General features: G+C 54.8%; 12 protein-coding genes, 2 tRNA genes and 1 riboswitch. Of the genes, 5 read left to right on the top strand and 9 right to left on the bottom strand.

Features of this window, described 5'->3' with window-relative positions; genetic code table 11:
- Positions 1 to 16: 16 nt before the first annotated feature.
- The 3 genes from K7R21_RS16025 (at position 17) to K7R21_RS16015 (ending at position 9,696) form a co-directional block, all read left to right on the top strand.
- The gene (locus K7R21_RS16025) at positions 17 to 6,799 is read left to right on the top strand and encodes an OmpA family protein (protein WP_224984280.1); all 6,783 of its coding nucleotides are present in this window, start codon (positions 17 to 19) and stop codon (positions 6,797 to 6,799) included.
- A gap of 67 nt (positions 6,800 to 6,866) precedes the next feature.
- The gene (locus K7R21_RS16020; RefSeq protein WP_224984279.1) at positions 6,867 to 9,473 is read left to right on the top strand and encodes a DUF7933 domain-containing protein; all 2,607 of its coding nucleotides are present in this window, start codon (positions 6,867 to 6,869) and stop codon (positions 9,471 to 9,473) included.
- A 146-nt stretch (positions 9,474 to 9,619) separates the two neighbouring features.
- Positions 9,620 to 9,696, top strand: a tRNA-Pro gene (locus K7R21_RS16015).
- Positions 9,697 to 10,230: 534 nt separating this feature from the next.
- Here the strand turns inward: K7R21_RS16015 and K7R21_RS16010 are convergent.
- The 8 genes from K7R21_RS16010 to K7R21_RS15975 all read right to left on the bottom strand — a co-directional run bounded on the left by K7R21_RS16010 (position 10,231) and on the right by K7R21_RS15975 (position 19,487).
- Entirely contained in the window at positions 10,231 to 10,629 is a 399-nt protein-coding gene (locus K7R21_RS16010; protein WP_224984278.1) for a hypothetical protein, read from the bottom strand.
- A gap of 588 nt (positions 10,630 to 11,217) precedes the next feature.
- On the bottom strand, positions 11,218 to 11,595 hold the full coding sequence (locus tag K7R21_RS16005) for a hypothetical protein (protein ID WP_224984277.1): 378 nt from the start codon (positions 11,593 to 11,595) through the stop codon (positions 11,218 to 11,220).
- A 32-nt stretch (positions 11,596 to 11,627) separates the two neighbouring features.
- Positions 11,628 to 11,915, bottom strand: a complete 288-nt coding sequence (locus tag K7R21_RS16000; protein WP_224984276.1) for an SEL1-like repeat protein — start codon at positions 11,913 to 11,915, stop codon at positions 11,628 to 11,630.
- 461 nt (positions 11,916 to 12,376) lie between these two features.
- On the bottom strand, positions 12,377 to 12,517 hold the full coding sequence (locus K7R21_RS15995; protein WP_224984915.1) for a topoisomerase DNA-binding C4 zinc finger domain-containing protein: 141 nt from the start codon (positions 12,515 to 12,517) through the stop codon (positions 12,377 to 12,379).
- A gap of 1,456 nt (positions 12,518 to 13,973) precedes the next feature.
- Complete coding sequence (locus K7R21_RS15990; RefSeq protein WP_224984275.1) at positions 13,974 to 14,657, bottom strand: glycosyltransferase family 2 protein; 684 nt, start codon at positions 14,655 to 14,657, stop codon at positions 13,974 to 13,976.
- 92 nt (positions 14,658 to 14,749) lie between these two features.
- A complete protein-coding gene (locus K7R21_RS15985) occupies positions 14,750 to 16,153 on the bottom strand; it encodes a hypothetical protein (RefSeq protein ID WP_224984274.1) in 1,404 nt (467 codons plus the stop codon).
- A 56-nt stretch (positions 16,154 to 16,209) separates the two neighbouring features.
- Positions 16,210 to 17,493 carry a glycosyltransferase family 39 protein gene (locus K7R21_RS15980; protein ID WP_224984273.1) on the bottom strand — a complete coding sequence of 428 codons (1,284 nt, stop codon included), beginning with the start codon at positions 17,491 to 17,493 and terminating at the stop codon, positions 16,210 to 16,212.
- A 209-nt stretch (positions 17,494 to 17,702) separates the two neighbouring features.
- Positions 17,703 to 19,487, bottom strand: coding sequence for an ArnT family glycosyltransferase (locus tag K7R21_RS15975; RefSeq protein WP_224984272.1), 1,785 nt, complete (start codon positions 19,485 to 19,487; stop codon positions 17,703 to 17,705).
- Positions 19,488 to 20,117: 630 nt separating this feature from the next.
- Between K7R21_RS15975 and K7R21_RS15970 the strand changes: the two genes are divergently transcribed.
- Both K7R21_RS15970 and K7R21_RS15965 read left to right on the top strand, forming a co-directional pair.
- Positions 20,118 to 20,181 (top strand) — tRNA-Pro (locus tag K7R21_RS15970).
- 369 nt (positions 20,182 to 20,550) lie between these two features.
- Positions 20,551 to 20,627, top strand: a riboswitch (cyclic di-GMP riboswitch).
- Positions 20,628 to 20,777: 150 nt separating this feature from the next.
- Entirely contained in the window at positions 20,778 to 23,762 is a 2,985-nt protein-coding gene (locus tag K7R21_RS15965; protein WP_224984271.1) for an IPT/TIG domain-containing protein, read from the top strand.
- A 97-nt stretch (positions 23,763 to 23,859) separates the two neighbouring features.
- Here K7R21_RS15965 and K7R21_RS15960 read toward each other — a convergent pair whose 3' ends face one another.
- The gene (locus K7R21_RS15960; protein WP_224984270.1) at positions 23,860 to 25,290 is read right to left on the bottom strand and encodes a cytochrome-c peroxidase; all 1,431 of its coding nucleotides are present in this window, start codon (positions 25,288 to 25,290) and stop codon (positions 23,860 to 23,862) included.
- Between the last annotated feature and the right edge of the window lie 260 nt (positions 25,291 to 25,550).

The following is a 25,550-nucleotide window of genomic DNA, read 5'->3' as shown; positions in this document are numbered from 1 at the left end:
GAAACACGGCAGCGTGATGAAGAACCGGATCTACAACATCCTAAGCAGCCTCTCCGGCCTCCGGGCCGGGGAGCTTGCCGGCGCCCGCGGCGACCGGCGGGGCCGCGGCACGCCTGTGCCGCGGGCTGCCGCGGAGTTGCGTCCGGTGCACTGCCGCGTCGTATCCCTGTTCACCTCCCTTTTCCTTACCCTCAGTCTGCTGCTGTCCGGGCAGACAGCAATGGCTGCGGCAAACGGGGACCTGATCCTGAACCGGGCCACGTTCAGCTGCCGGGAACTGCCAACCCTGACCAGCCAGGTCACCGTCACCGTGGTGGTCCGCACCACATCGACGGCAGAGTTCCTGAAATATGCTCCCGCCGTCGCCGGCGCCAGCAGCGTGACCGTCCCCGCCACCTCCTTCTATGATGGCAACGGCACGCTGGAGCCGCTGTCGGCCCCCGTTGCCACCGGCAGCCAGGGCACCATCGACCTGTCCAAGCCGGTGCAGCTTACCTCTTCCAACACCTACCACGCCGGCGAGCCGCTGTTCGTGCGGGTCACCGATCCGGACCAGAACCTGGACCGCGAGGCGGCCGAAACGGTGCAGGTGACCATCACCGACCCCAGCACCGGTGACACCGAGGTGCTTCAGCTCACGGAGACTGGCCCTGACACCGGTGTTTTCGTGGGATACATCCAGACGACCTCTGAACCCAGCGCCGCTAAAAACGGCGTACTGAGCGTCTCCGAATCTTCGGAGATCAAGGTACGGTACGTCGACAAGGTTGATGGCAGCGACAGCAGCGCCGCGGCCGCCGTCGTCGACCCCTTCGGTATCGTTTTCGACTCGGTCACCGGAAAACCGGTCGACGGCGTGACGGTCGAGCTGATCGACGCCGACACCGGGTTGGGCGCCACGGTGCTGGGCGATAACGGCCTGCCCGCCAACACCTATCCGAGCAAGGTGGTAACCGGCGGCGTGGCCAAGGACAGCGAGGGGAGGATCTACGCATTCAGCCCGGGGGGATACCGCTTCCCGTATGTCACCCCGGGTAACTACCGGTTGAAAATAACGTCGCCCGACACCTACACCGCGCCCTCCACCGTGACCACGGCGCGGCTGCAGTCCCTGCCCGGCGCCCCCTTCAACATCCTGGAGCCCGGGTCGCGCGGCGAGGTGTTCGTGGTATCGGCCGGCCCCGCCATCCGCGTCGACATTCCGATCGACCCGAAGATCGGCACTCTCTGGCTGAGAAAGAGCGCGTCCAAGAGCGTGGTTTCCGCAGGTGACTACCTGAGCTACGACGTCACCCTGCAGAACTCCGATGCGGTGGGCACCGTCTTCAACATCGTGGTGACGGACCAGCTCCCGGCCGGGTTCCGCTATCAGAAGGGTTCGGCGCGGCTGAACGGTGCGCCCGTTGCAGACCCGGCCATATCGGCCGACGGCACTACCCTCACCTTCAACGCCGGCACCCTGGCGCCCAAAAGCTCGACCCTGATCCGTTACGTGGTCGTGGTCGGAGCGGGGGCCAAGCCCGGCACCGCCGTCAATACGGCCGCGGCCAGCACCACCCCCCCGGTCAGCTCAGTACCGGCCACCGCGGCGGTGACGGTGCAGGAGCCGTTCCTGCAGAGCCGCAACATCATCATGGGACGCGTCTTCGTGGGGGCGTGCGGCGAGAATCCCGAGGACAACAAGAAGGGAATGGAGGGGATCGGCATCTACCTCGAGGACGGCACCTTCGTCGTGAGCGACAAGCGCGGCATGTTCCATTTCGAGGGAGTCGCATCAGGAACGCACGTGGTCCAGCTTGACATCGACTCGGTCCCGGACGGCTACCAGGTGCAGCAGTGCGAGAAGAACAGCCGCTTTGCCGGTCGCGCCTACTCGCAGTTTGCGGAGCTGCAGGGGGGGACCATGTGGCGTACCGACTTCTACCTGGGCAGGGTAGGCGAGCAGGCGACCGGCCCACGTGAGACGGTACCCGACGCATCCACACCGGCAGGCACCTCCGCAAATCCGGTTTCGGTCACTGCGTCCACTACATCCGGCTCGACCGGCTCGGCCGAGGCGGCCCCTGCGGCCGGCGCCGCAGGCGCGGACGCCTCCGTTCACCAGCCAGGTGCAGCCGCAGCTTCGGCTGGGGCTGCACCGGCTGCGCCGCAGGCGACGGACCCGCGCTACCAGGGCGAGGTGAGCCTCGAGATGATCAGCAGCCAAAACGGTGACGTCATCGAGTACCGAATCCCGATGCAGACGGCAGGGATCCCGCTTGATAACCTCCTCCTGACCGTGACCCTGCCCAAAGGGGTGAACTACCGCAAAGGGAGCAGCAACGTTGACAATGCGCCGTACGCCGACCCCGAGATCAGCGGTGACCGGCTCAGCTACCGCCTCGGAGCCGCAGGCCCTGCCTGGGTGCGAGAGCTGCGCTTCAAGACAGGCCTGGACGGCGCGACCCAAGGGGGAGCGCTGCAAACGAAGGCCAGCCTCAGCTTCGACACCTCCGCCGCAAAAGGAGTTGTTGCTCCCGAGGTGGACAACATCCTGTCACTGGTGACTGAGCAGAGCAGGGTGTCGCTGCCGCCAATGGTGCTGCGGCCGCATTTCCCTACCTTCGGCGCCGAGTTGGGCGACCAAGACAAGAAAGACCTGGCCGCGCTGGCACAATTGCTGAGCCGGTTCAACCTGGAGCGCATCGAGGTGACGGGACATACCGACAATGTTCGCATCGCGCCGCGCAGCCGGAACGTCTACCAGGACAACAACGCCCTTTCCTTCGCCCGCGCCAAAAACGTCGGACGCTTCCTGACTGCGGCCCTGCACCTGCCCCCCGAGGCCCTGTACCTGAACGGCCGTGGAGAGCGGGAGCCGATGGCCAGCAACAGGAGCGACGCCGGCCGCGCCCTGAACCGTCGCGTGGAAGTCAAGGTGTCACTGTCCCGGAACGTGCAGTCCACGCGAGTGGCCATGATCAAGGACAGAAGCGGCGTCAAGAAGCAGCAGGTCAGCGTGCCCGTCGCTCCGGCAGTAACAGCGGCACCGACTCCGACGACTCCGACGACTCCGACGACTCCGACGACTCCGACGACTCCGACGACTCCGACGACTGTGACGGCTCCGGCAGCAGTAACGGCCCCGGCGGCGACGGTTCCAGTGGCGCCCGCCCCAGCCGGCGCGCAGGCCGCAAAACCCGCGCAGGAGCGCGTGGAGCTGTACTCTGCGCTCAACGATGGCGTGGTGCACCATCGCATAAAGTTGGTCAGCGGACAGGCCCTTACCCCCTCCCATCTCCCTGAGGGCGAGGGGAGATACGTCACCGTGAAGCTGGCACTACCAAAGAGCCTGCTCTACATGAACGGCACTTCCCGCCTCGGCGGCACCGACACGGCCGATCCCGTGGTAACCGACGCAGACCTCGTCTACCGCTTCGAGAAGCTCCCTAAGGACGGCAAGCTCGACCTGCGCCTGCAATCTCTGCTGGACCCTGAGGTCAAGGAGGAAGACTCGAACTGCAACGTCACGGTGCAGCTCTGCGATAGCAAAGGTGTTCCCCTCAAGACCTTCAGCGCAACGGCCGAACTATCTGACAGCATGGACGAGATCGAGCGGCCCGACGTGACGCCGCTGCCGGCTTCCTCCCAAGTCCAGGCAAAGCCGGCCGGGGACGCCGTCAGCAGCAGCGACTTCGAGGAGAAGACCGCCAAGGGCAAGACCCAGGTTGCCGATCCCAACGCCGACCTCCACGTCAAGGAAAAGGAAGGCATCCTCTCCCCGGCGGACGGCACCGTGCTGGCCTCGCAGGTCAACGCGGTTCAGGTCGTGCTGAATTCGGCGCTTACGCCGGTGCTCGTCCTTGACGGCCAGGTGATCCCGTCTGAAAAGATCGGCTTCAAGATGAAGGACAAGGAGAGCGAAAAGAGCCTGTACACCTTCATCGGCATCGACTTCGGCAGCAAGGGGGAACATCTGCTCCAGTTGAAGGGGATGGATGGCTTCGGCGTGGCCCGCTACCAGCAAAACGCCAAGTTGACCAGGACCGGTGAGATTGCCGCCATCAGACTGGTGAGCGCCGAGGGCAACGTCGCCGACGGCCGCACGCCGGTGCTCGTGCGCATAGAGCTCTTGGACCAGGACGGCAAACCGGTGCCGGCCAACGCGGAGCTGGCGCTCAAGGGCGGCGAACTGCGCCCCTACCTCGAACCAGGCACCCTCGCGGTCAGCGCCGGCAGCGGTCTCATCGCCGTTGACGCCCAGGGGTGGATGAAGTTCCAGCCGGTCACCGCGAGCGGTGTCTACCGGGCCCAGATCGCCTACAACAAGGCGACCCTGGACGTTGAGACCTACGTCAAACCGAAGATGCGCGACTGGATCCTCGTTGGCCTCGCGGAAGGGACCGTCGGCTACAACACCGTCACCGGCCACATGCAGAACCTGAAGGACGCCGGGACGCAGGAGCATATCTACGATGACGAACGCCTGGCCTTCTACGCCAAGGGGAGCGTCAAGGGGGAATGGCTGCTCACCATGTCCTACGACAGCGCCAAGAAGAGCACCGGCGTTTCCGGTAACTCGCTGTTCCAGAACATCGACCCTAACGCCTTCTACACCCTCTACGGCGACGCCACGGCCCAGGCCTACGATGCCTCCAGCCAGAGAAAAATCTTCCTCAAGGTGGAGCGGGACCAGTTCAGCGCCATGCTGGGCGATTTCGATACCGGCCTTTCGGTCACCGAGCTGTCCCGTTACAGCCGCAGGCTCAACGGCGTCAAGACCGAATTCCGCTCTAAGGATTACGAGGCCACGGCCTTCGGTAGCGAAACCGGGCAGTCCTTCGTGAAGGACGAACTGCGCGGCGACGGCACCTCGGGGCTCTACCGCCTGAGCCGCAGGGGGCTGGTTGCCAACTCAGAGAACATCACCATCGAGTCGCGCGACCGCTTCCATAGCGAGAGGGTATTGGACAGTCGCGCTTTGAGCCGCTTCATCGACTACAGCATCGACTACGAGGCGGGCACCATCTTCTTCAAGAGCCCGGTGTTCAGCAAGGACGACCAGCTCAACCCGATCTACATCGTTGTGGATTACGAGGTCACCGACGCCGGCGGCGAGGCGCTGACCTATGGCGGCCGGGCCGGCGTCAAGCTGCTGGACGGAAAGCTGAAGATGGGCGGCAGCTACATCCACGAGGGCCACGTGAGCGGCGACAGCAACCTGTACGGCGCCGACGCCACAGCAACCCTCGCCCCCGGGACCAAGGCACGGGCGGAGATCGCCACGACGCAACGCAACATGCCTGGCGACAAGGCTTCCGGCAACGCGTACCTGGCCGAGATCACCCACCTGGACCAGAAGCTGGAAGGAAAAGCGTACTTCCGCGAACAGGGTGAAAACTTCGGTCTCGGGCAGCAGAAAGGGAGCGAGGCAGGTACGCGCAAGTTCGGCGCCGAAGGGACCTACCGCGTCAACGACCAGGTGTCGCTGGGGAGCCAGGTTTACCGTCAGTACAACCTGATCGACAACAACGTGCGGGACTTCGCCGAAGCCCAAGTGGGCTACACCGACAAGACGTTCACCGGCAAGGCAGGGCTGCGCTACGCCAACGACAGTCTCGCCGATGGCAGAGATGCCACGTCCATCCTGGGCACGGTAGGCGGCAGTTGGAAGACATTGGACCAGCGCCTGACGCTGCGGGCCGACCACGAACAGGCGCTGTTCAGCAAGAACCAGAACGCGGACTATCCCACGAGGACCATACTCGGGGCCGACTTCCAGGTGATCCCGTCGTTGCTCCTCTTCGCCCAGCAGGAGTTTACCCAGGCCGATGATGCAGACAGCAACACCACCAGGATCGGCATGAAGGCCACCCCTTGGAGCGGCGGCACCTTCTCGACCTCCATGGCCAACGACCGGAAAGAGAACGACGAGAGGACCTTCGCCAACGTCGGCCTCGCCCAGAAATGGCAGGTAAACAGCTTCTGGTCCGTCGACGGCGGCTTCGACCGCAGCCAGACCATCCGCAAAAGCACCGGTTACCAGTTCGACACCAAAGTTCCGAGCGCCTCGGAAGGCGAGGACTACAGCGCAGTTTCACTCGGCACCACCTACCAGGAGAAGAAGCTCCTGTGGTCCAACCGGGTGGAGTACCGCGACGGCGAAACCCAGGACAAGTGGGGCCTGATCACCGGGCTCACCAACGAGCAGGGACTGTACTGGGGCTGGACCGGCAAACTGCAGGTGCTGCACACCCGCTCGACCGACGGCGCCCGTAGCACGGATGCCGACCTGAGGCTAGGGCTCGCCTACCGTCCGCCGGTCACGAAATGGATCGTCCTGGACCGGCTCGACCTGGTACTGAAGGATGAAAAGGGGAATGACACTTCCACCCAGGGGAGAAGAATCGTCAATAACCTGAACGCCAACTTCCGCCCGGACAAGCGCAACCAGCTCTCCCTGCAGTACGGCGTCAAATACGTGCTGGAGCAGCTTGACGACCAGGATTTCAGCGGCGTGACCGATTTGATCGGCGCGGAGGGGCGTCACGACCTGAGCGATACCTGGGACATCGGGCTGCGCGGATCGCTCCTGCACAGCTGGCAGGCGCACCAGGTGAACTACAGCCTCGGGGCCTCGATCGGCTGCAACGTGATGCAAAATGCCTGGCTCAGTCTGGGCTACAACCTGCTCGGCTTCCGCGACCGCGACTTCTCGGCGGCCAACTACACTGCGCAGGGGCCGTTCGTCCAGTTCCGTTTCAAATTCGATCAGAACTCCGTCAAGGAAGGATTGGCCGCCCTGAACCGCGGCGAATAGCGCAGTAATGACACAATGAGCCGAAGGCCTGCGGGTAAGGTTTCAGCGACGGCCTCAGGAGAAGCAGATGCAGAAGGGCAACCTCAGGACATCATCGATCGTGAAGAAAGCGCACCGGCATGGGCTCGGGATGGCGACGGCAGCACTTCTTGCCCTGCTCGCCGTTCCGTCCCCTTCGCCGGCGCTCACCACCAACGCCTGGCAGGACCAAACCTGTGTAGGGTACCGCACCGGCGGTCTTAACTGTACGGCGGGTGAATTCACCATAGCGCCGGTGTTTACCGCTCAAGCCGGCACCGCCCCCTTTTGCATCATGGGGAGTGACTTCCGTTTCAAGGTTGAACTCGGCCTCTCTGGCACCAACACCGACCGTTACGACGTCGGCTTCTTCGTTGGGCAGCAGGGGAATGACCCGCGTGACACCACGCCAGGCAACATTTGCTCCGTCGCCACCTTTCCTACCAGTCCCAGTCCATGGCTCAACTTGGACGGTGATGGCTGCGGCGACTTCAAGGGCGGGGCGAACTTCACCACCACCGTCGACGAAATAAAGGTCCTCTGCAGCGGCGACAGCACCGGCGCCCTCAAGATACCCTACGTCGTCACCTACTGGCAAAACCCCGGGAACGTCTGTTCCGGTCCGGGCGATGTCAGTAACGGCTCCCCCTCCAAGTGCAACGCCGGCATTGCCACCGTCGCTGGAAATGTCAGCGTCCTAACCGGCGCCTTCGTCGACGTGACCAAGCAGACGCTCCCTGACGGGAATACCCAGCCATTCACCTTCACGGCTACGGGGCCCGCCGGCTCCAAGGTCGTTGTACTCACCGGCGCCACCCTGACCGCAACCTCCGCCACGGGTGGCACCTACACCCCGGCCTCCATCGCCGTGGCAGGAAACAGTGTCAGTTTTACCCTCAGGGACAACGAAACTGCCCGGGTGTTCATAAACGCCGTGGCCGCCGACCAGACCCTGACCATCACCGAAACAGCCGCCGGGGGAGACTGGGACCCGACCGCAGCTATCAGTTGCCTCCCCGTGACCGGTTCCCCCGCCCTCAGCACCGCTCCGGCGCAGCGCAGCATGAGCGCCACGCTCAATACCAGTAACTCCGCCGCGGCCTGCACCATCACCAACACCAAGCGGCCACGGGTGACCTTGGTGAAAAACCTGCCGGTGAGGATTAATGCCGGGGACCAGTTCACGGTTAGCGCAAGCGGCACCATATTCGGCACCGCCTCCGCCACCACTTCCGGTACTCAAAGTTCGGCCAGTACGGTCTTTAACTGCGCCCCTAACCAGCCCCTGACTCTTACCGACATCATGAGCGCCGGGAGCACGCCGGCCACGAAGTACGCTGGAAACCTCACCTGCAGCAACGCCTATGCGGGTCCCGGAGCTACGACGGGCGCACTCCTTCCCAACGCGCTGCGGGCATCAAGCTACACACTCGCGCCTGCCGCAGGAGACGAGCTGACCTGCACCTTTACCAATCTGCCGCGCCCGACCCTCAGCAAGAGTTACGGCATCGGCAACATAGCCGTCGGCGGCAGCAGCACCTTGAACTTCAGCATCGTCAACGAACCGATCACGAAGCCCGCCCAGTCGGGACTTGCCTTCACCGACACCTTCCCTGGCGGACTTACCGTCACGGGTGTCGGTCCCGTCTCCGGCACCGGCTGCATCGGCACCACCTCGTACACCGCATCGAGTGTTTCGCTCGCCTCCGGCACCATCACGTCGGGGAGCGCCGGCTGCAGCTTCAGCGCCACCGTCAGGGGCGACGCAGCAGCTTCCTATCTTAACGACGCCACCAGGTTCAGCGCCCAGGGCGGCGGGCTGGACACCAGCAGCGCCACCGCAACCCTGAACGTCTTCACCCCTCCTACAGCGGCCAAGTCATTCGGCGCTGCCACCGTTGCTGTGGGCGCACCGGTAAACCTTTCGCTGATCCTCGCCAATCCCGCTGCCAACGTCGCGCCCCTGACCGGAGTCAGCGTCATCGACAGCTTCCCAGCCGGGATGGTGCTGCGCAATACGAGCTTCAATTTCTCCCCGGCCGGCTGCGGCAACGTGACCCAAACCTCCGGTGCAGCCTCCGCCGCCGGCGACAGCGCCGTCCGCTTCACGGCAGCCTCCATTGCCCCGGGGTCAAGCTGCCAGGTCAGCCTCAACGTAACCAGTTCCGCTTACGGAACCCTGACCAACACCACCGCGTTCCCCCTGGCCACTGGCCCCGCCAGCCTGACCGGCACCAGTGCCAGTGCGAGCGTAACCGTGGGTGCCATGCCGCTCATCTCGATCCTAAAATCCGCCAGCCGCAGCAGCGCTGATCCCGGTCAGGACGTGGTCTATACCGTGGAACTGGTCAATACCGGCGGGGGGCCCGGAAGCAACATCGTGCTCACCGACGACATGGGCCCCTACTCCTCCTTCTTCCTCGGTGGAGGCGCACCATTCTCCTTCACCGACAGTGCCCCCGCCTCCGGTCTCGCTCTCGGCACCCCGCAGTATTCGAACGATAAGGGCGCCAGCTGGAGCTATGTTCCGGCATCCGGTGCAGGCGGTGCGCCTGCAGGCTACGACGGTAACATCACCAACTGGCGCATTCCCATGGCCGGCAACATCCGGTCTGGCGGCAGTTTCAGACTCGATTACCGGGTGAAAATTAAATAGGGGTATCTTCATTCGCCAGGTACAATTGCCCGGGACATAGATAGCGGAAGATGGAATTTTAGGTCCCAGCTATTCTTAGTGCTTGACAAGTTGCGTCCAATACTGTTATATCTCTCCTCCTGATTGACCCGTCAGAGTTTCAAAGCCGGAATGTAGCGCAGCCTGGTAGCGCACCTGCTTCGGGAGCAGGGGGTCGGAGGTTCGAATCCTCTCATTCCGACCATTAATTGAAAAGGCCCTTGGAGAAATCCAAGGGCCTTTTTCGTTTCAGTTCCGGTCCTCTTCCGGTCCGCGAAGAATTCTCCTTGCACCTATTAGAGAGTTTCGCCTGCCTCCGGACCGCTCTCCTCGACACCACAGCTCCCTACCCCGTCGTCTCGCAGCCGGGGCACACGAGGAGGCACCTAACCCCATCCCAGACGAAGGTTTACCCCACTACCCAGCTGTGCCCGGCCAATCCACCAGGCTCACCCCATGTAGACACTTGGCTCGACCTCCCAGGACTGGGCGATTTCCGTCAGCATCGTTAGGACTAGCCCCGCCTTGTCCACCCGAGCACAGGAAGATCCTGGACGATCCCCTTGTTCGTCCTCGCTCCCCATCAATCATCTAGATTTTTTTGTACCCGTTTTAACTCCCGACTGCGGTAAGACATCGATATCCACCGTCCTGCTAGTCGATTCCGACTACTTATCCCATTCATCCCTGTGAACTGCTGGGCCTTTAATTGTGACTCCTCCCCCCATAGTGCTTGATGCTATTTAGTTTCAGTGAATAAAGCTGTGATCGTTTTGGATAACTCCATACACTGTGTCGTCAGTCTGACAGCAAGAGGTATTGTATTCGCGGGACTAAGACTTATCCACTTTCTTATGGCTTCAATCAGCTCACCTACAACGGATCCAGGAGCCATTAAATATGGGCCATCTGCTATCCTTGCACAATTTCTATAATTTACGCCAACCTTATTGAATTCTTCAATTGATCTTTCAAACATTGCTTCAGTATCAATCGTAGTATTGTATTTTTTTTCGATTAGTTTTTCATAGGCTTTTACTTTATTAGCTATGGTAATGTTTGACACTTCAGACCAAACTTGTTTCCTACAATGGACAGGGAGTTCATGCAGATGACGACCCATCACATGAATAAACAAAAACAAAATTCTCATTTCAAAATTAATAATATTTGCATCGAGAATTCTCGATTCTACTTTGTCATCTTTTAGATTCTCTTCTGAAATGGATCAATGCGCTAAGTCGAAAATAAAATCAGATATGGTTTGTATAGTTACTTCTGGTGGGTTACTACCACCAAACAACTTGCTCAGCAAGCCCATAAACTCTCCCTTAAAATATCACTGCCGAAACATTGATTTGCACTGCAACCACTGCAGCCTAGTAGCGAGTAGATAAGGACAAATATTAAGAAACATCTTAGTCCATTCCAGGATGTATAGTTACAAAACGGAAAAAATTATTGAATGGTAAGGTTCAGGGGGTGATGAAACTTTCCACCCGCGTGCTGCCGCCCATTCAGTCAATTTCTTCCAATCTACAGTTGTAATTGCAAGACTGTTAAGGTTATCTATATTAGGGATGGCCAATGATACACAATTATAAAAAAACAGCTATATCAGAATTGTTTTCGGTGAACTGTTTTTTTATTTCTGCTTCAAGAAGATTTTTATTTTCTTCATTGCCCGGCATGCAGCCTCCTGACGCCCGATACAATCAGTTGTATACTATAAGCGTGATTCTAATTTGATAAGATCTGCTTTTACTGTCCGAAATAACGGCCAATGACTTGCTACCGTTTCGATAACAAGCTTTTGGTCCTGAATAGACCCAACTGTGTTGTTAAAAGATAATTCTTCAAATGTTTTCACCATAACCATCTTACAAAGCAAGTAAAATGCTCTGCGTTTAAAATTTTCATTTACCTCTTGTTCTTCAGGTTCTTCGCCAAAAATTCTTTTATACCTTCTTTCTAGAAATATGGGCAAAGTGTAATCTTCATAACAGTAAGACAGACCAATATTTGCTTTAATTAGCTCTTGATACACACCATTTATCAAACTCTTAGCGGTGGATTTTATGGTCATATTTTTCAAAAAACCCATTTAGCACCTCTTGCGTTTGACAACAATTGCAGTTACCTTACTTGTTTCTCCAGTTCAGAAATTATCCTATTTGCTCCCAAGTAACCCAATTTTATTGCATCCTTAGCTAAAGCAAGCGCCATTTTGTAATTCTGAGTAACTCCTGCGCCATTCATGTAAAGCAAAGCGAGTCTATAGGTGGCCTCGGGATGCTGCTGGTATGAAGCATACTGGTAATAATGTGCGGCTTGAATGCAGTTGCCTTCGTGGAATTCTTTGCTATAGCCCTTTTTGAAATTTTTTTCAGCTTGAGACGGAAACAGCCCAGACAAAAATCCCATAGTCCCTCCTCACAGGATAAGCACAGTTCACCAGACACACTACATAAACCATGCCCAATTAACCAGAACTATACTAACTCCCCTGAGCAGCCGTCAATCTTTCAATTAACAGAGTAGTCTTTTGCAAAACTTTATTCACCCCAACGAGCCGTGGATCGGGAGCGAGTTCCGCAAAGCACTGGCCAGCGAAGAAGAGGGAAGCGCATTAAAGCTTCCTCCCGAGGATGCAGGTGCTGACGGTGCCGTTTTTTCATAAAAGAACGCAGTCATTTAAAAGGGCAATATATGCTTGCTTTCACTCCCTGGTAAGGTGACCAACTTCCACCAGATAACTAAAACAGCGATTCCTCCGAAGAGAAGAATATTACTCAGGGTACTTCTGCCCTTCTTTTGTGCATCTTGTTGTGCAACCACAACAAGATAAGCACCGAACGCAAATAGTAAGATACCGAGAACCATAGTTACACCTCAGTCTTGAGTATGTCACGAGTTCCCCGACAGCGAGGATAATTTGAGCATCCCCAGAACTGCACGTATCGCCCAGTCCTGCGCATCATCTTCCGCTCACATTTAGGACAGACCGGTTCTAAACCATCCGACATTGATTGCGACTCCAAAGAGGAAGTTCTGACGGTTTCTAATAATTCGGCAGAAGGTGCAACTGGGGTGCATTGGGTGGCCTTTGTAGGCGACGCAGGTGGGACAGGCGGTGATGACACAGATTTTATTTTATATATTGCATCTCCAAGTTTGATCAGCAGAAAAAAAGGCCAGAACAAATAATGAGCCTTAAACTCTTTAAAATCAAAACGGCCATTTCTATGAGGCACAGTGATAAAGGCTGAAATTGCACCTAGCATCAGATATGCTTTAAGTAGTTTGAAAAATAGCACGTAAGTATATACCAATTAGCAAACACTATACTGCCCCTCTGTGCAACAGTCAATCATTCTATACAGCTCAGGTAAACTCTATCCAGGAGATCGTAGAAACCACAGCCCCTCTACCTTCATACCTAATGCTTCCCTTTTCCAGAGGAGAACCCTGCACCCATATACGCGATTTTCACGATGCCCCCGGCCTAACTTTTCCAAGACGGCTTTACTCTTCGCGTTAAGGTGTACGGTGCGGGAACCGCTGTTCTTCTCTCGTCCAGCAGGACGGTCGCGCCGTCTTCTGCTACGACCTCCGTGTCACTGGGTCCCGCCTCGGCCACCACGTGCCCCCCCCACTCTTCGCGTCCTCTAGCATCTTTCGATCGTAAACATACGGCATATTCGCCCTCCTCCTTTCGATTGATTTTTTATTGCTCTCGCAGGAAAGCCCCCGGCCCGTTTCCGGGGCCGGGGGAAATCTCATGCTACCGCTTGGTCCAGCAGTGCGGAGACGCTTTCGGTCGCCTTCTTGAGCCCCGCGTCCGACAAATGCGCATAGCGCTGGTTAGCTTGCAGCCGACAGTTTTTAGCAGCTTTCGCTCAATCGCATTACGGATAGTTTGAGCAATGGTCAATTCCTTCACTCGAGTTATGGCATCCGGTTCATTTATTATGCAGACGTCGATTTTAACGCTGCTATTGTAGTTGTCTGCTGCAAGCCGGATTTCTGATGTAGCGATATTTGAACGGCTCGATGTCCGCCGCTTTCGAAAGCCACTCGGAATATTTTTTTAGCCGTCACTCATTGCGCTTCTCCGATTAATACTTTATTTGAAAGGGGTGGGGAAAGATTCCACCACCCCTTTTCTGTTATTGTACTCGTCGATGAATATTAAAGAGTGCCCGGAAGCACCTACCGGTGGCCGTGGGTGAATCACAAAGATCGCAGTAGACCCGGTAGACGCGCTTGTGGTTCCATCTGTGACCTGTACGGCGCAGGGCCTTGAACAACTTCCAGAAGCGGGTTCACCTCTTTCAAGTTTGGATTAGACAAAAAAACCCCAGTGGCTGGATGGCCAAAGGGGCTTGAGTGGTAAATCTATTATTTACAAAAATACTTTACAGATACTAATTGTGAAGTTAATAAGTCGTATTTATTGATTTAATTATACATTTATTTTAATTATGATAAAACGTTATATTTCAATATGCATCTAAGAGCGGAAAAACCATCCTTCCAGCCAATTTTCTTTCCTTCTTTGTAAGTCCTGCCCGAGTATGAAATCCCAATTTCGTAAATCCTCAAATCCAATTTTGAAATCTTCGCCGTTATCTCGGGTTCGAAACCAAAACGGTTTTCCTCAATAGTAATCTTATCCAATACTTCTCTTCTAAAAACTTTATAACAGGTTTCCATATCTGTTAAATTTAGGTTGGTAAACATATTGGAAACAAGTGTCAAAAACGAGTTCCCGACCATATGCCAAAAGTAAAGGACTCTGCGGTAATCGCCTGACACAAAACGAGAACCATAAACGACATCGGCCTTACCATCCAGAATTGGCTGAATTAATTTCGGGTATTGGCTAGGGTCATACTCAAGATCGGCATCTTGAACAATTACCATATCACCTGTTGCGTGTTGAAAGCCCGTTCTCAAAGCGGCTCCTTTTCCCATATTTTTATCATGCATGACAACTTTAGTTGCATCATCAACAAAACTAGAAAGTATCTCACGAGTTCCATCAGTTGAATAGTCGTCCACCAATATTATTTCCTTGTCGATCTCTACGGCTTTAACGCACTCATAAATTTCCTTGATAGTGGATTTTTCGTTATAAATTGGGATAACAACAGATAATTTCATTAATTTAATTCCTTCTGAGCTAAAATATATTATTTTGGACGTATTGATATAGTCAGCAACTCGTAATAGCTAAATTTATTTAACAGTATAAATCAGTAGTTGAATATGCCAATGTGGTAAACAATGTAATTTATGTGTATAATTACAAATATGAATATCGAGCCAAAAAATATGGCTATATATTTATTGTCTAAGAATTTTCGTAAACTCATGATGCCAAAGCTCAGGAAAATAGCATACGCAGGCAAAGCATTAAGAATATAGGATGACTTTATGCTACTGTAGAAGGGCCTTTTCACTGTGAAAGCGACTATGAGAGCAATATTGAACAGTGCCAACATAATAAATAGAGGTGTTTTATACCATTCTGATAGAGATTGCTCATTTTTTTTTGTATAGCTGTAAAAGCTGTTCTTCACAGCAATAAAGAAACCGAGGACCGTAAAACATAATGGCATCAGTCCCAAAGTCACAAGTACCGCCCCCATGTTACTTGCATAATGAGGTACTATCAGTCTGGGGTCAGGAAAAGCAACATATCCTTTAAGCCAGTCGTAATAAGGCTCCCAGAGAGATTCTTTGTTGTCGAAAAAACGAATGAACATTGCATCGATATCATACCATGTACTGCTGTATATAAGCGTCCAGAATGAGCCCAATTTACCAGGCGCCAGAAATGGATTCTGAATACTGAGCCAAGGCTTGAAAGTAAAGAAATTAACACCTCCTGGGTCCTGAGGTTGTTTTAAAATACTTGCAGCGGCAACATTGTCCGGAAGAAACGTCCCGTACGTATTGTAATTGTATAAAGAGTAGCCACAGAGAAGCAATGCGGGCAATCCGTATGATAAAAGAGCAAAGCTTATCAATTTTTTTCTGGGAAACTCTTTTGACTTCAGAAGAAGTAAAGATAATACTGCAAAGGCAGGCAGCAATATATAGCAGGTGTATTTGATAAAAACAGCAACGATTACCGCTACGCTCAGCATCACTTGATATTTGTATTTTAAATTGGTTTCTAGCAGGAGCAACATCAGATATACACACAAGGAAACGAAAAGATAACTGATGGCGTCATTTGAGTTCATTGCCGACATATATATGTGCCGCGGCAGAAAACAGACAGTTCCAAATGCGATGGCCCGTGAAAAATCCGAAATGTTCATCTTCGACAGGATCAGATATATTACGTACAACGTCAAGATCCCGTATAAACAACAAGAAAACTGGATCAGTTTCATAACATATCTTACGTCCAACCCAGTCCCAAGGACAATTTTCCCGATTACTGCAGAGACCAGGTAAAATACCGGCGGATGATAACATTGTGGGCATGCATCTTTTGCCGCAATTTCACCTGTCTCCATGATAATGGATATTGGGGTGTAATGGTTGTCGAACGCATTGCCGGTCGGGCTTGAGCTGCACAGAAGGATGCGAAGCAGTGAGCCCACAACAAATAACACTATAATAATATTTTTTTTTTCAAATCTCAATTGATTGCCTGCTTCCGTATCTTAAGTAGTATCAACTATACAAACTGTGCAATATATTAGTTTCCAAATGAGCCATCACCGTGAAATCGTTGTTTTGAGTCGAATAGTATCACTCTCAACACTCCATTATATTCCTTCCAACTTACAAAGGGATGGTTTTGGGTTAGTATATTGGATATATTTACACTTAAATCATGAACTTCTGCGAACTCAACAAGCCATACACGATCTAACTCCGAAATACTTTTCAAATTGAATGCATCATTAAATAATATGTCTGTTTGAAGCATTTTGGGTCTTTGGGGTAAGCGATCGAAATAATATTCAAAAGTGAGTCCGCTCCAAGACTGGTTATAAATTATGCCATCCCCGGATAAAGTTGCCATTGAGACCTCGGTAGCCGCCTTTTTCCAATCAGCGTTACCTGCTGGATAAGGTAATTTGTTTAGCAAGTGTATTTCATATATGTCAATTGATAAAATAAGCATAAGAATTAAAATGATTGAGGCAGTACAAATTTTCGAAGTTTGATTCAAAATCATTCCAAATACAAAGCCCACTGCCAAGGCCAACCCCGGTACCGTAAATAAGACATATCTTTCTATGAGAATCGGCTGTTTTAATGAAACAAGAGCCATCGTTGTAAGAGGTAGGATTGTCCATAATAGCACTAGTAGGACCGGCAAATAATCTTTTTTATTTGATTTTATGAGAATGATTGCAAGATATAAAATGACAAAAGAAAATATGCCCAACAGCCACTTAGACCCCCCAGCAAGAAATACAGCAAGTTCGAAGACTCTACTGATGCTTATTGGGGCAATCCATAACAAGGTTGATTTTGGTTCACGAATCATAAAAAATATTACAGGCAGAGCCAGAAGCACAATGGCTGAAGTTGCCAACATTAAACCCTTGCGTTTTTTTAATTCTGTAAGTCCTAAGGATAGGATTGCAATAAGTTGAACCTCAAAAATTAGTCCAGCAAAGAAATGTGAATAAAATGAAGAGGCTGTGAATATTATCCAGGCAATCATGTCACCACGACTTCCTCCATCAATGACCCTTGCCAGATAAAACGATGAAAGCAAGATTAAAAAGATAGCAAGACTATAGCTTCGTGCTTCTTGCGCGTACCTGATTGAGGCTGGATGAAAGGCTAGAATTAATGCCGCAATAAGCCCAGCTTTAGCGCCAAAAAGTTGCTTTCCTAACAGAAATATAATAACTATTCCGGCTACTGAAACCATAGCAGAAAAACCTCGGAAGGCTATTTCTGTATCTCCCAAAAAGTAGTGCCATGGCTTCAGCAGGAAATAATAAAGCATCTGATTGTTCAAGCAAATATCACATGCATGACGCAGATGATCCATCAGAGGGAGCCGCACAACCCCTATGGTTACCCCTTCATCAAACCAGATGCTCCTCCGAGAAATTCCATAGAACCGAACAATTACCGCTAGTATGCTGATCGTCAAGAGAGCATAGCGAGCTGGTGCCTCGTTCTTTAACCTGTAAATTATATTATTGAAAAGTGTAGCAAACACAATCACTGCCTCCCCGCAACTTTTGCTTTTGGTATCAGCAAGACGGCGTCTTCTCTAAGATCCGTTATCGGTATATAATTCTGAATTATCCATCTGTATACCTTCCTGCCATACGTCACTCCATACCTTGCATCACCAAAATGCGGCATGTAAGAGTCATAGAACAAGATAAGTTCGGGCGGTGACATTTTGTAGCGCACCAAGACCGCTTCATCTGTGAAGCCCCCGTAGTAGTCCATAGGTAGATGACTGAACATCCCGTCGACACCCTGGCGTTCGACCAGAAAATTTATCGCAGATGCCTCAGGTATTATTAGTAACTTTGTGTCACGTGGGAAGGTTTTTATCTTCTCCATCAATGGGATGAACATTTCAGCAACAGTTGGAGTTAGCCACATCTCTCCTCTAGGTGACGTGAGGGCCACCGTTTTTTTGGCCATACGTTCGAGTGAAACCAAGTAGGTACCTATCATCGTTCCTGAAAGGAGTGCTGTTCCAATAGCAACCATCGCCCCGTACCCCCACAGATCCTTGAACAGACGTGGCATGTAGCTATAGAGAAAAATTCCAAGCCCCAAAATTGCCGGTGGCAGCATGTAGTATCCATAGAATTGCGGGGTGACCTGAAAAATTATTCTCGGAATACTGGCCAGTGCAAAAATCCAAACTAGAATATCTGGGAGAACTTTACTGCGCTCAGCAGATTGCCTGATATATTTATAAAATAAAAACAACAAAACGGCTACTGAAATTACTGGAGTTGTTTGATATAATAAGTCAGGTTCACTCAGAACAAAATTAGGAACTGCAGCGACCAAGATAAAAACCAGCATGATGCACACTGACTTAAGATAAGGATTAATATTATCACGTTTAACTATTGTTGCAGTTCCAACACCTAGCACAATAGCCGATGCAAGATAACAAATACCATATAGTAAGTAAAGCAGGTTCCCGTAACTATCCTGAAATCCCATCATAAACTTGATAAAGTAATCAGAGCCGGGGTTCGCTACACCTGCAAGATTGTCTCGCCAAAGGGGAAATCCAACACGGATGGAGAAGAATCCATATACTGCTGCAACTAACATGAAAAAACAAAAAGCCACTGGGACTGCTCTTCGGCGTGAAATAGAATCCGTAGCCAATATCCACACGCCATAGGCAACCAAGGCCGGGAAAAAAGCTTCAACCTTGCAAAGTGCTGACAAGCCGACAAAAAAAACGGCAACCACCTGATCTGTATATTTCCCATCCTGAGCATGTCGAACCAGAAAATATAGAGAGAGCAAGGCGGCGAGCATGCCATAGGTTGCAGCAAAAGTATGTGGAAGGACCCAATTGAATATTCCGCGCTGTAAATAATGGGAAAACGCACAAAGATAGAAAAAGGAAAGAACAACGATTGTTGCACCAAGTCTGGAAATAAAGCGCCGGCCTAAGGCATACAAAGTGAACCCAGCAATCAGAGCCGATGTGGCGCCGGCACCGGCAAGAACCTCAAGTTTAACACCGAATAGCCGGTACAAAAGTGCATTGAAATAGGGGCTGAAGGGGCCATAGTTGAACCGCAGGTCCGAATATAGGCTCTCACCTTGTAATATCCGTCTTGGCCATTCCAATTCCCGGCCGGTATCGACAATCAAATCACCCCAGCGCCCCCACCCTGTGTAGATGCATTGCGTAGCAGCAAGAAGGATTATGATTATGGGCCATGAACGTGATAATATTAACTGTAAATTGTTAGCATTTTTAGGGGTTTTGATTATTCCATTTTGTACTGTCATGAATATCCTCACGTTAATACAATAACGATACCAGCCTGCTAGAATAGCTTGGATAAGCTATGTGTAACTATAAAACAGGGGCCTGTTAAGTATTTGTGTAAATGATTTTGAATTCAGATGTTCTGTAGCCTTACTTTAAACATGATATTGAATTGCCTGAAGTGTCGATTTTCAATCCTTGATTGACATGGTTCATTTCTTCAAGATGCTCATCAAAGCTATGTAGAGCTGTTTGGCCATGGCCTCGTCATTGTTAAACCACCCCAGTTTTTGGTAACCTTCCGCATTGGAAGGTTTAATTGCATGATTACTGCTTTGATGACAATCATTGTCTATGACCATGAGCTCAAGCCAAGGATGTGGAGATGACTGACCGGTCCGGCAGAGGCAGTTGAGACTGGTTCTTTGGGTAGGGTCTCTACAAGTGGCATGTCAAAGAGGCTGTCAGGCGGTATTATATACACATTTCTAATAGTTTTGTCGAGTGGTAGACTACGCTACAGTCACGGGATAGGATACGTGCCATCCGGGTTGGTGCTTTATCTGGTCCCCATTAGTTCCCCCTCCGTTCCCTGCCCCGTCTTTCAACTTGAAACAAAACTGACCGCAAGTGCTAAAAAATAATTTCTTCGGAATGTAGCGCACCTGCTTCGGGAGCAGGGGGGCGGAGGTTCGAATCCTCTCATTCCGACCATTTATTGAAAAGACCCTTGGAGAAATCCAAGGGCCTTTTTCGTTTGCCGCTCTCCTCTCTTGCGGTCCCTGGGGGAAGTAACCGCCCCATCCGGCATCCGGACAGGACGATCAGTGACAACGGGTCCTGTCGCGGGTTCGCCTTCGGCGGGAGCTTAAATGAAAGCAGCAGGTTGCAACGCGGGAAACAATTTTGTTGGGAATTTATAATGCGATATAGTCAAATATAAATAAAAATATACTTTACTGAAGCAATGCAACATGCTACATTCCCGTCACTTTTTTCTGAGACAGTTCAACGGCAAGCTGAGAGCAAGCCGGAAGCCCAGCCACTGACTGAGCTTCACACACAGCCTCACGTAAAATAGATAGACGATAATACTAAACCATCCGCGAGGATGGGGCGGAAAGCCTATAGGGTCTCACCGAGACAGCCGGGTTGCCGAAATATCTCACGATATCGAAGCAACCCGGCTTTTTTTGTGCGCACACCCGGAGTTGTTCACGGTAAGCGGGATGTCCCCGCTCATCCAAAGGAGTCCCGGAGGCGTCTGCCGCCGGGAAGGACAACCAAGCTTTTCGCAAAAAGGAGGTTTCATGAAACAAACCCGCCTGGTATTCATCGTCGTACTCTGTTGCCTCGCCTTTTCCGGGCTCATGTCGCAGGCCTTCGGGGCCAGCGCCGCCATTCTCGGCTGGAACAACCTGGGCATGCACTGCATGGACAGCGATTACTCCGTCTTTTCCATCCTCCCCCCCTACAACACCATCGAGGCACAGCTCCTCGTGGGTGGCAAGCTGGTACAGAGCGGCTCAGGCTACACGGTTAGCTACGAGGCCGTCGCCGACCCCGACGGCTCGATCAACTCCACCTCCATCAGCAAGGGGAACTGGGGGCTGTTTGCCAACGCCCTCTACGGCCTGCCGGCCTCGGCCAGCGCCGACACCGGGCTGGTCGGCTGGAACATGCCCGGCGCCGCCAACGTCCCACAGCAGATGAGATTCGAAACCTACAACGCCCCCGCTCCCGGGGTCTCAACCCCGGTCAACTGGTTCCGCGCCGAGGGGATCCCGCTGACGCCGATCGACGACAAGGGGAACAAGAACTCCTACCCGCTCATGCGCCTTGTGGCGCGCGACGCAAGCAACACGGTGATCGCCAAGAGCGACATCGTCCTTCCGGTGTCCGACGAGATGGATTGCAGCACCTGCCACAGCTCCGGAACCATGGCGGCGGCCCAACCCGCTGCCGGCTGGGTCTTTGCCACCACCAAGGACCGGGATTACCGCCTGAACATCATCCGTCTGCACGACGAGCAGCAGTTCGCCCAAAACGGTGCCCTTTACAAGGACGCCCTCGCCGCCAAGGGGCTCAACCCCAATGGACTCTATGCCACCGTAGCCGCCGGCAGACCGATCCTGTGCGCTGCCTGCCATTCCTCCGAAGCCCTCGGGACAGCCAGCTTCACCAGCGCCAACGGCAGCGTGCCGCCGCTCACCACATCGATGCACACCAAGCACGCCACCGTGCAGGACCCGGTGCTTAACGTCACCCTGAACGACGCCACCAACCGTAACGCATGCTACCGCTGTCACCCCGGTTCGGCCACGCGCTGCCTGCGCGGCGCAATGGGGAGCGCCATCGCCGCCGACGGGTCCATGGCCATGCAGTGCCAGAGCTGCCACGGCAGCATGTCGCAGGTCGGCTCGAGCTCGAGGGTCGGCTGGTTCATGGAACCCAACTGCCAGAGCTGCCATACCGGCACCGCCGTCAAGAACAGCGGACAGATCCGCTATACCAGCGCCTTGGACAGCAACGGTTTGCCCCGCATCCCCGCCGACCAGACCTTTGCCACCACTGCTGACACCCCGGCGCCGGGACTTTCGCTGTACCGCTTCTCCGTCGGCCACGGCGGCCTGCAGTGCTCGGCCTGCCACGGCTCCACCCATGCCGAATTCCCCACGTCCCAGCGCAACGACAACATCAGAAACGTCCAGCTCCAGGGACACGCAGGGACCACCGTCGAGTGCACCGCCTGCCACGCCACGACGCCCACCACCGCCAACGGCGGACCGCACGGCATGCACCCGGTTGGCCAGAGCTGGGTAAGCGGGCACCACGACATGATCAGCAGCGTAGGGGTCGCCTCCTGCAAGGCCTGCCACGGCACCGACTATCGGGGCACCGTCCTCTCCAGGATGCAGGCGAACCGCACCCTCAATCTGGGCGACTTCGGCACCCAGACCTTTTTCCGCGGCGCCACCATTGGCTGCTACACCTGCCACCAGGGTCCGTCCAACTCCTCGTTCAACAGCGCCACTGCCCCCACCGTCGGTAACGTGACCGGGTCCGGAGTGGCAGGGATTCCGGTTACCATGACCATTCCGGTAACCGGGACCAACGCAGTGCTGCGCATCGTGAGCCAGCCGGCCAACGGCAGCGTCGGCCTTGCCAACGGCGTCGCCACCTACTTCCCCGGTGAAGGTTTCACCGGAACCGACACCTTCACCTTTGCCGCCTACGACGGCGCCAAGAACTCTAACCTCGGCACCGGCACCGTTACCATCGCCCCGGGCGCCCCTATCATCACCCAGAATCCGGCCAGCGTCACCGTAAACGCGGGCTCTGCTGCGAGCTTTACCGTCGCGGCCTCCGGTAGCGCCCCCCTCAGCTACCAGTGGTTCAAAAACGGCACCGCCATTGCCGGCGCAACCACATCCGTTCTCTCCATCGCCTCTGCCAGTTCCGCCAATGCCGGTTCGTACTACGCGGTGGTGAGCAACAACGCGGGTTCGGCTACCAGCACCGTTGCGGTCCTCACCGTGGTCTACCCCGCACCTTCAATCAGCGGCTTCACTCCCGCCTCCGGCCCCGCCGGGACCGTAGTCACCATCAACGGTGCCAACCTGGTTGGGGTAAGCCAGGTCAAGTTCAACGGCACCAGCGCGAGCTTTAGCGAGGTGTCCGCGGCCCAACTGAGCGCCATCGTGCCGCAAGGCGCCACCACCGGCCCCGTCAGCGTCACCACCGCCAACGGCACTGCCACCAGCACGAGCTCCTTCAGCGTGACCAGCACTCCGGTCGTCTCCAGTCCGGTCATCTCCAGCTTTACCCCGGGTTACGGTGGCGTCGGGACTGCGGTCACCGTCACCGGCGCCAACTTCACCGGCGCCACCAGCGTCAAGTTCAACGGCGTCAGCGCTCCCTTCACGGTGATCTCGGCGACCACCTTGGTCACCGGCGTTCCCGCCGGGGCGACCAGCGGCCGGATCACGGTGACCACCGCCGCCGGCACCGCGACCAGCAGCTCCAGCTTTTCGGTCTCCTCGAAGAGCGTCGCGCCGCGCATCAAGAGCTTCTCGCCCAGCTCCGGTAAAGTGGGAACTGCCATCACCGTGACCGGCAGCAACCTGGGAGGCATCACCTCGGCACGGATCGGCGGGGTGAACGCATCGTTCACCGTCCGCTCGGCCGGAACGGTCGTGGTGACGGTTCCGACCGGTGCCAAGTCTGGCAGGATCTCGGTCACCACCGCCGGCGGCACTGGCACATCCAGTTCCAGCTTCACCGTGTTGCCCTAGCAAGACAACCCCACCGGGATACCCCGGCCCGCAGCAGCGAAAAGAGCCCCCGGCGTCAGCCGGGGGCTCTTTTCGTTCCGCACATCCCTTGGCAGCCTCAGAGGTCGGTGAGTGCCTTCATGAACTGTATGAGGGCCATCCCTTCCTGCTGAGTAAGGCCGAGATTGCCGAGATCGGTACGGTTGACGTTATCCGCCACCTCCGCGGCCGGGAAACAGGTCGCGCCACCCATGGCATCCTTGGGAGGATTGGGAGAATCGCACAGCGGGAGCACGTCCCGCAGGTTGTAGAAGTGAACGATCTCCTGCAGGCTCTTGAAGTAGCCGTTGTGCCCGTAGGCCTTCACAAAATCGGGCGAGGGACGCTTGTCCACGTTACGCAGGGTAGGTGTCCTGTGCTTGCCGGTGTTGGCGGCAGCGAAACTCCGGTAATCGCGGTCGGTACCGTCGCCGGACGTCATTCCCTGCGTCTTGGCAAGGAACGCCCCGAGCCCCTGGTCAACCCATTGGTCCCCCTTCGGGTTCCATTGGCGCGGCATCTCGTAGAAGGGGTTGAGCGGGTTCATGGGCATGCCGAGGTTATGGTACTTGAAATCGGTGAAGAGCGGGTATGGGCTCCCGTTCATCGGCTGCAGCATGTGACAGGTGGAACATTTCCCCTTGGTGTTGAAGATCATGAGGCCCTTGAGTTCCATGTCGTCGAGGCCGCGCCCCTTGAACCTGGTCCAGTTCATCATGTTGATCATCGGGACCGGCGGCATCTTGCCCGCGCTGTTATTCCAGAAAGTATCGAACTTGGAACTGAAAGCGGTTACCTCGCCGGAGCGCTCATACGCGGCGATGGAGCGCGCGATGCGCTCGTAGGTGCCGTCGACATCCTTCACGCAGTCGAGCGACCCCGCCCCCCAGACCTTCTCGAACTCCACTGCCGTATCCGTGCGCATGACGCTGAGACAGACGTGCTTGGCGTTGGGATTGGCCTGCTCCAGCGGGTTGAGGAAGGGGCCCATCGCCTGCTCCGCGAGCGGGTCGCCAAGGCTCCACCCCGAGGCGCGCCCGTCCCAGAAGAGCCCACCGACGATGGTGTCCGGCGTCATGTTGCCCATGCCCGGCCCCATCCCCCCCGGCCCCATCCCCCCCGGCCCCATACCGCTGCCCATACCGCTACCCGGTCCCATGCCACCACCTCCCATCCCGCCGCCGGTCCCCATGCCGCCGGTCATGTCCCCGGGACGGTGCATCAAGGGGGTGTAGCCTGCGTATGCCACGGTGGGGGGCTTGCGGTTGCCGAACCTGGTGTGGATTACCCCGTGCAGCACCCCGCCGCCGGCGTTTGCATTCGCATCGGGGGACGTCCAACCGGTTGCGGGGTCATGACAGGACGCACAGGACTGGCCCGGAGGATTGGACAGGGAAGGGTCGAAGAAAAGGGCTTTCCCCAGGCTTTCCAGCGGGGAGAGTTCGACTGCGGCAGAAGGCGCGGCAGACCACAGCAAGGGAAGGACGGCGAGGAAATGCTTTGCTTTCATGATTTACCTCCGGTGGTACGCGGTTTGGATTCACGTTGTTGTCGACGGGCATTAGTGCAGGTGCCGTGCCAGCGCCAGGGCCCGGAAATAACCGTAAAAACGGCGTCTTGGTGTCGGGTTGAGTGACAACAGGTGCAAAAAATATCCAGCGGCTTACACGGGAGGTCGCGCTAAAGGCACACTGGGCGCGGGACAATGCCACATAAAAAATGCGACTCACTGTCGCAAATTCATACAACCTTTTTTGCGTGAATACCCGA

The organism is Geomonas agri (genome assembly GCF_020179605.1).
Taxonomy (GTDB): domain Bacteria; phylum Desulfobacterota; class Desulfuromonadia; order Geobacterales; family Geobacteraceae; genus Geomonas; species Geomonas agri.
Note: the sequence above shows the minus strand (reverse complement) of the source record. Positions and strands in the feature narration are given on the sequence as shown.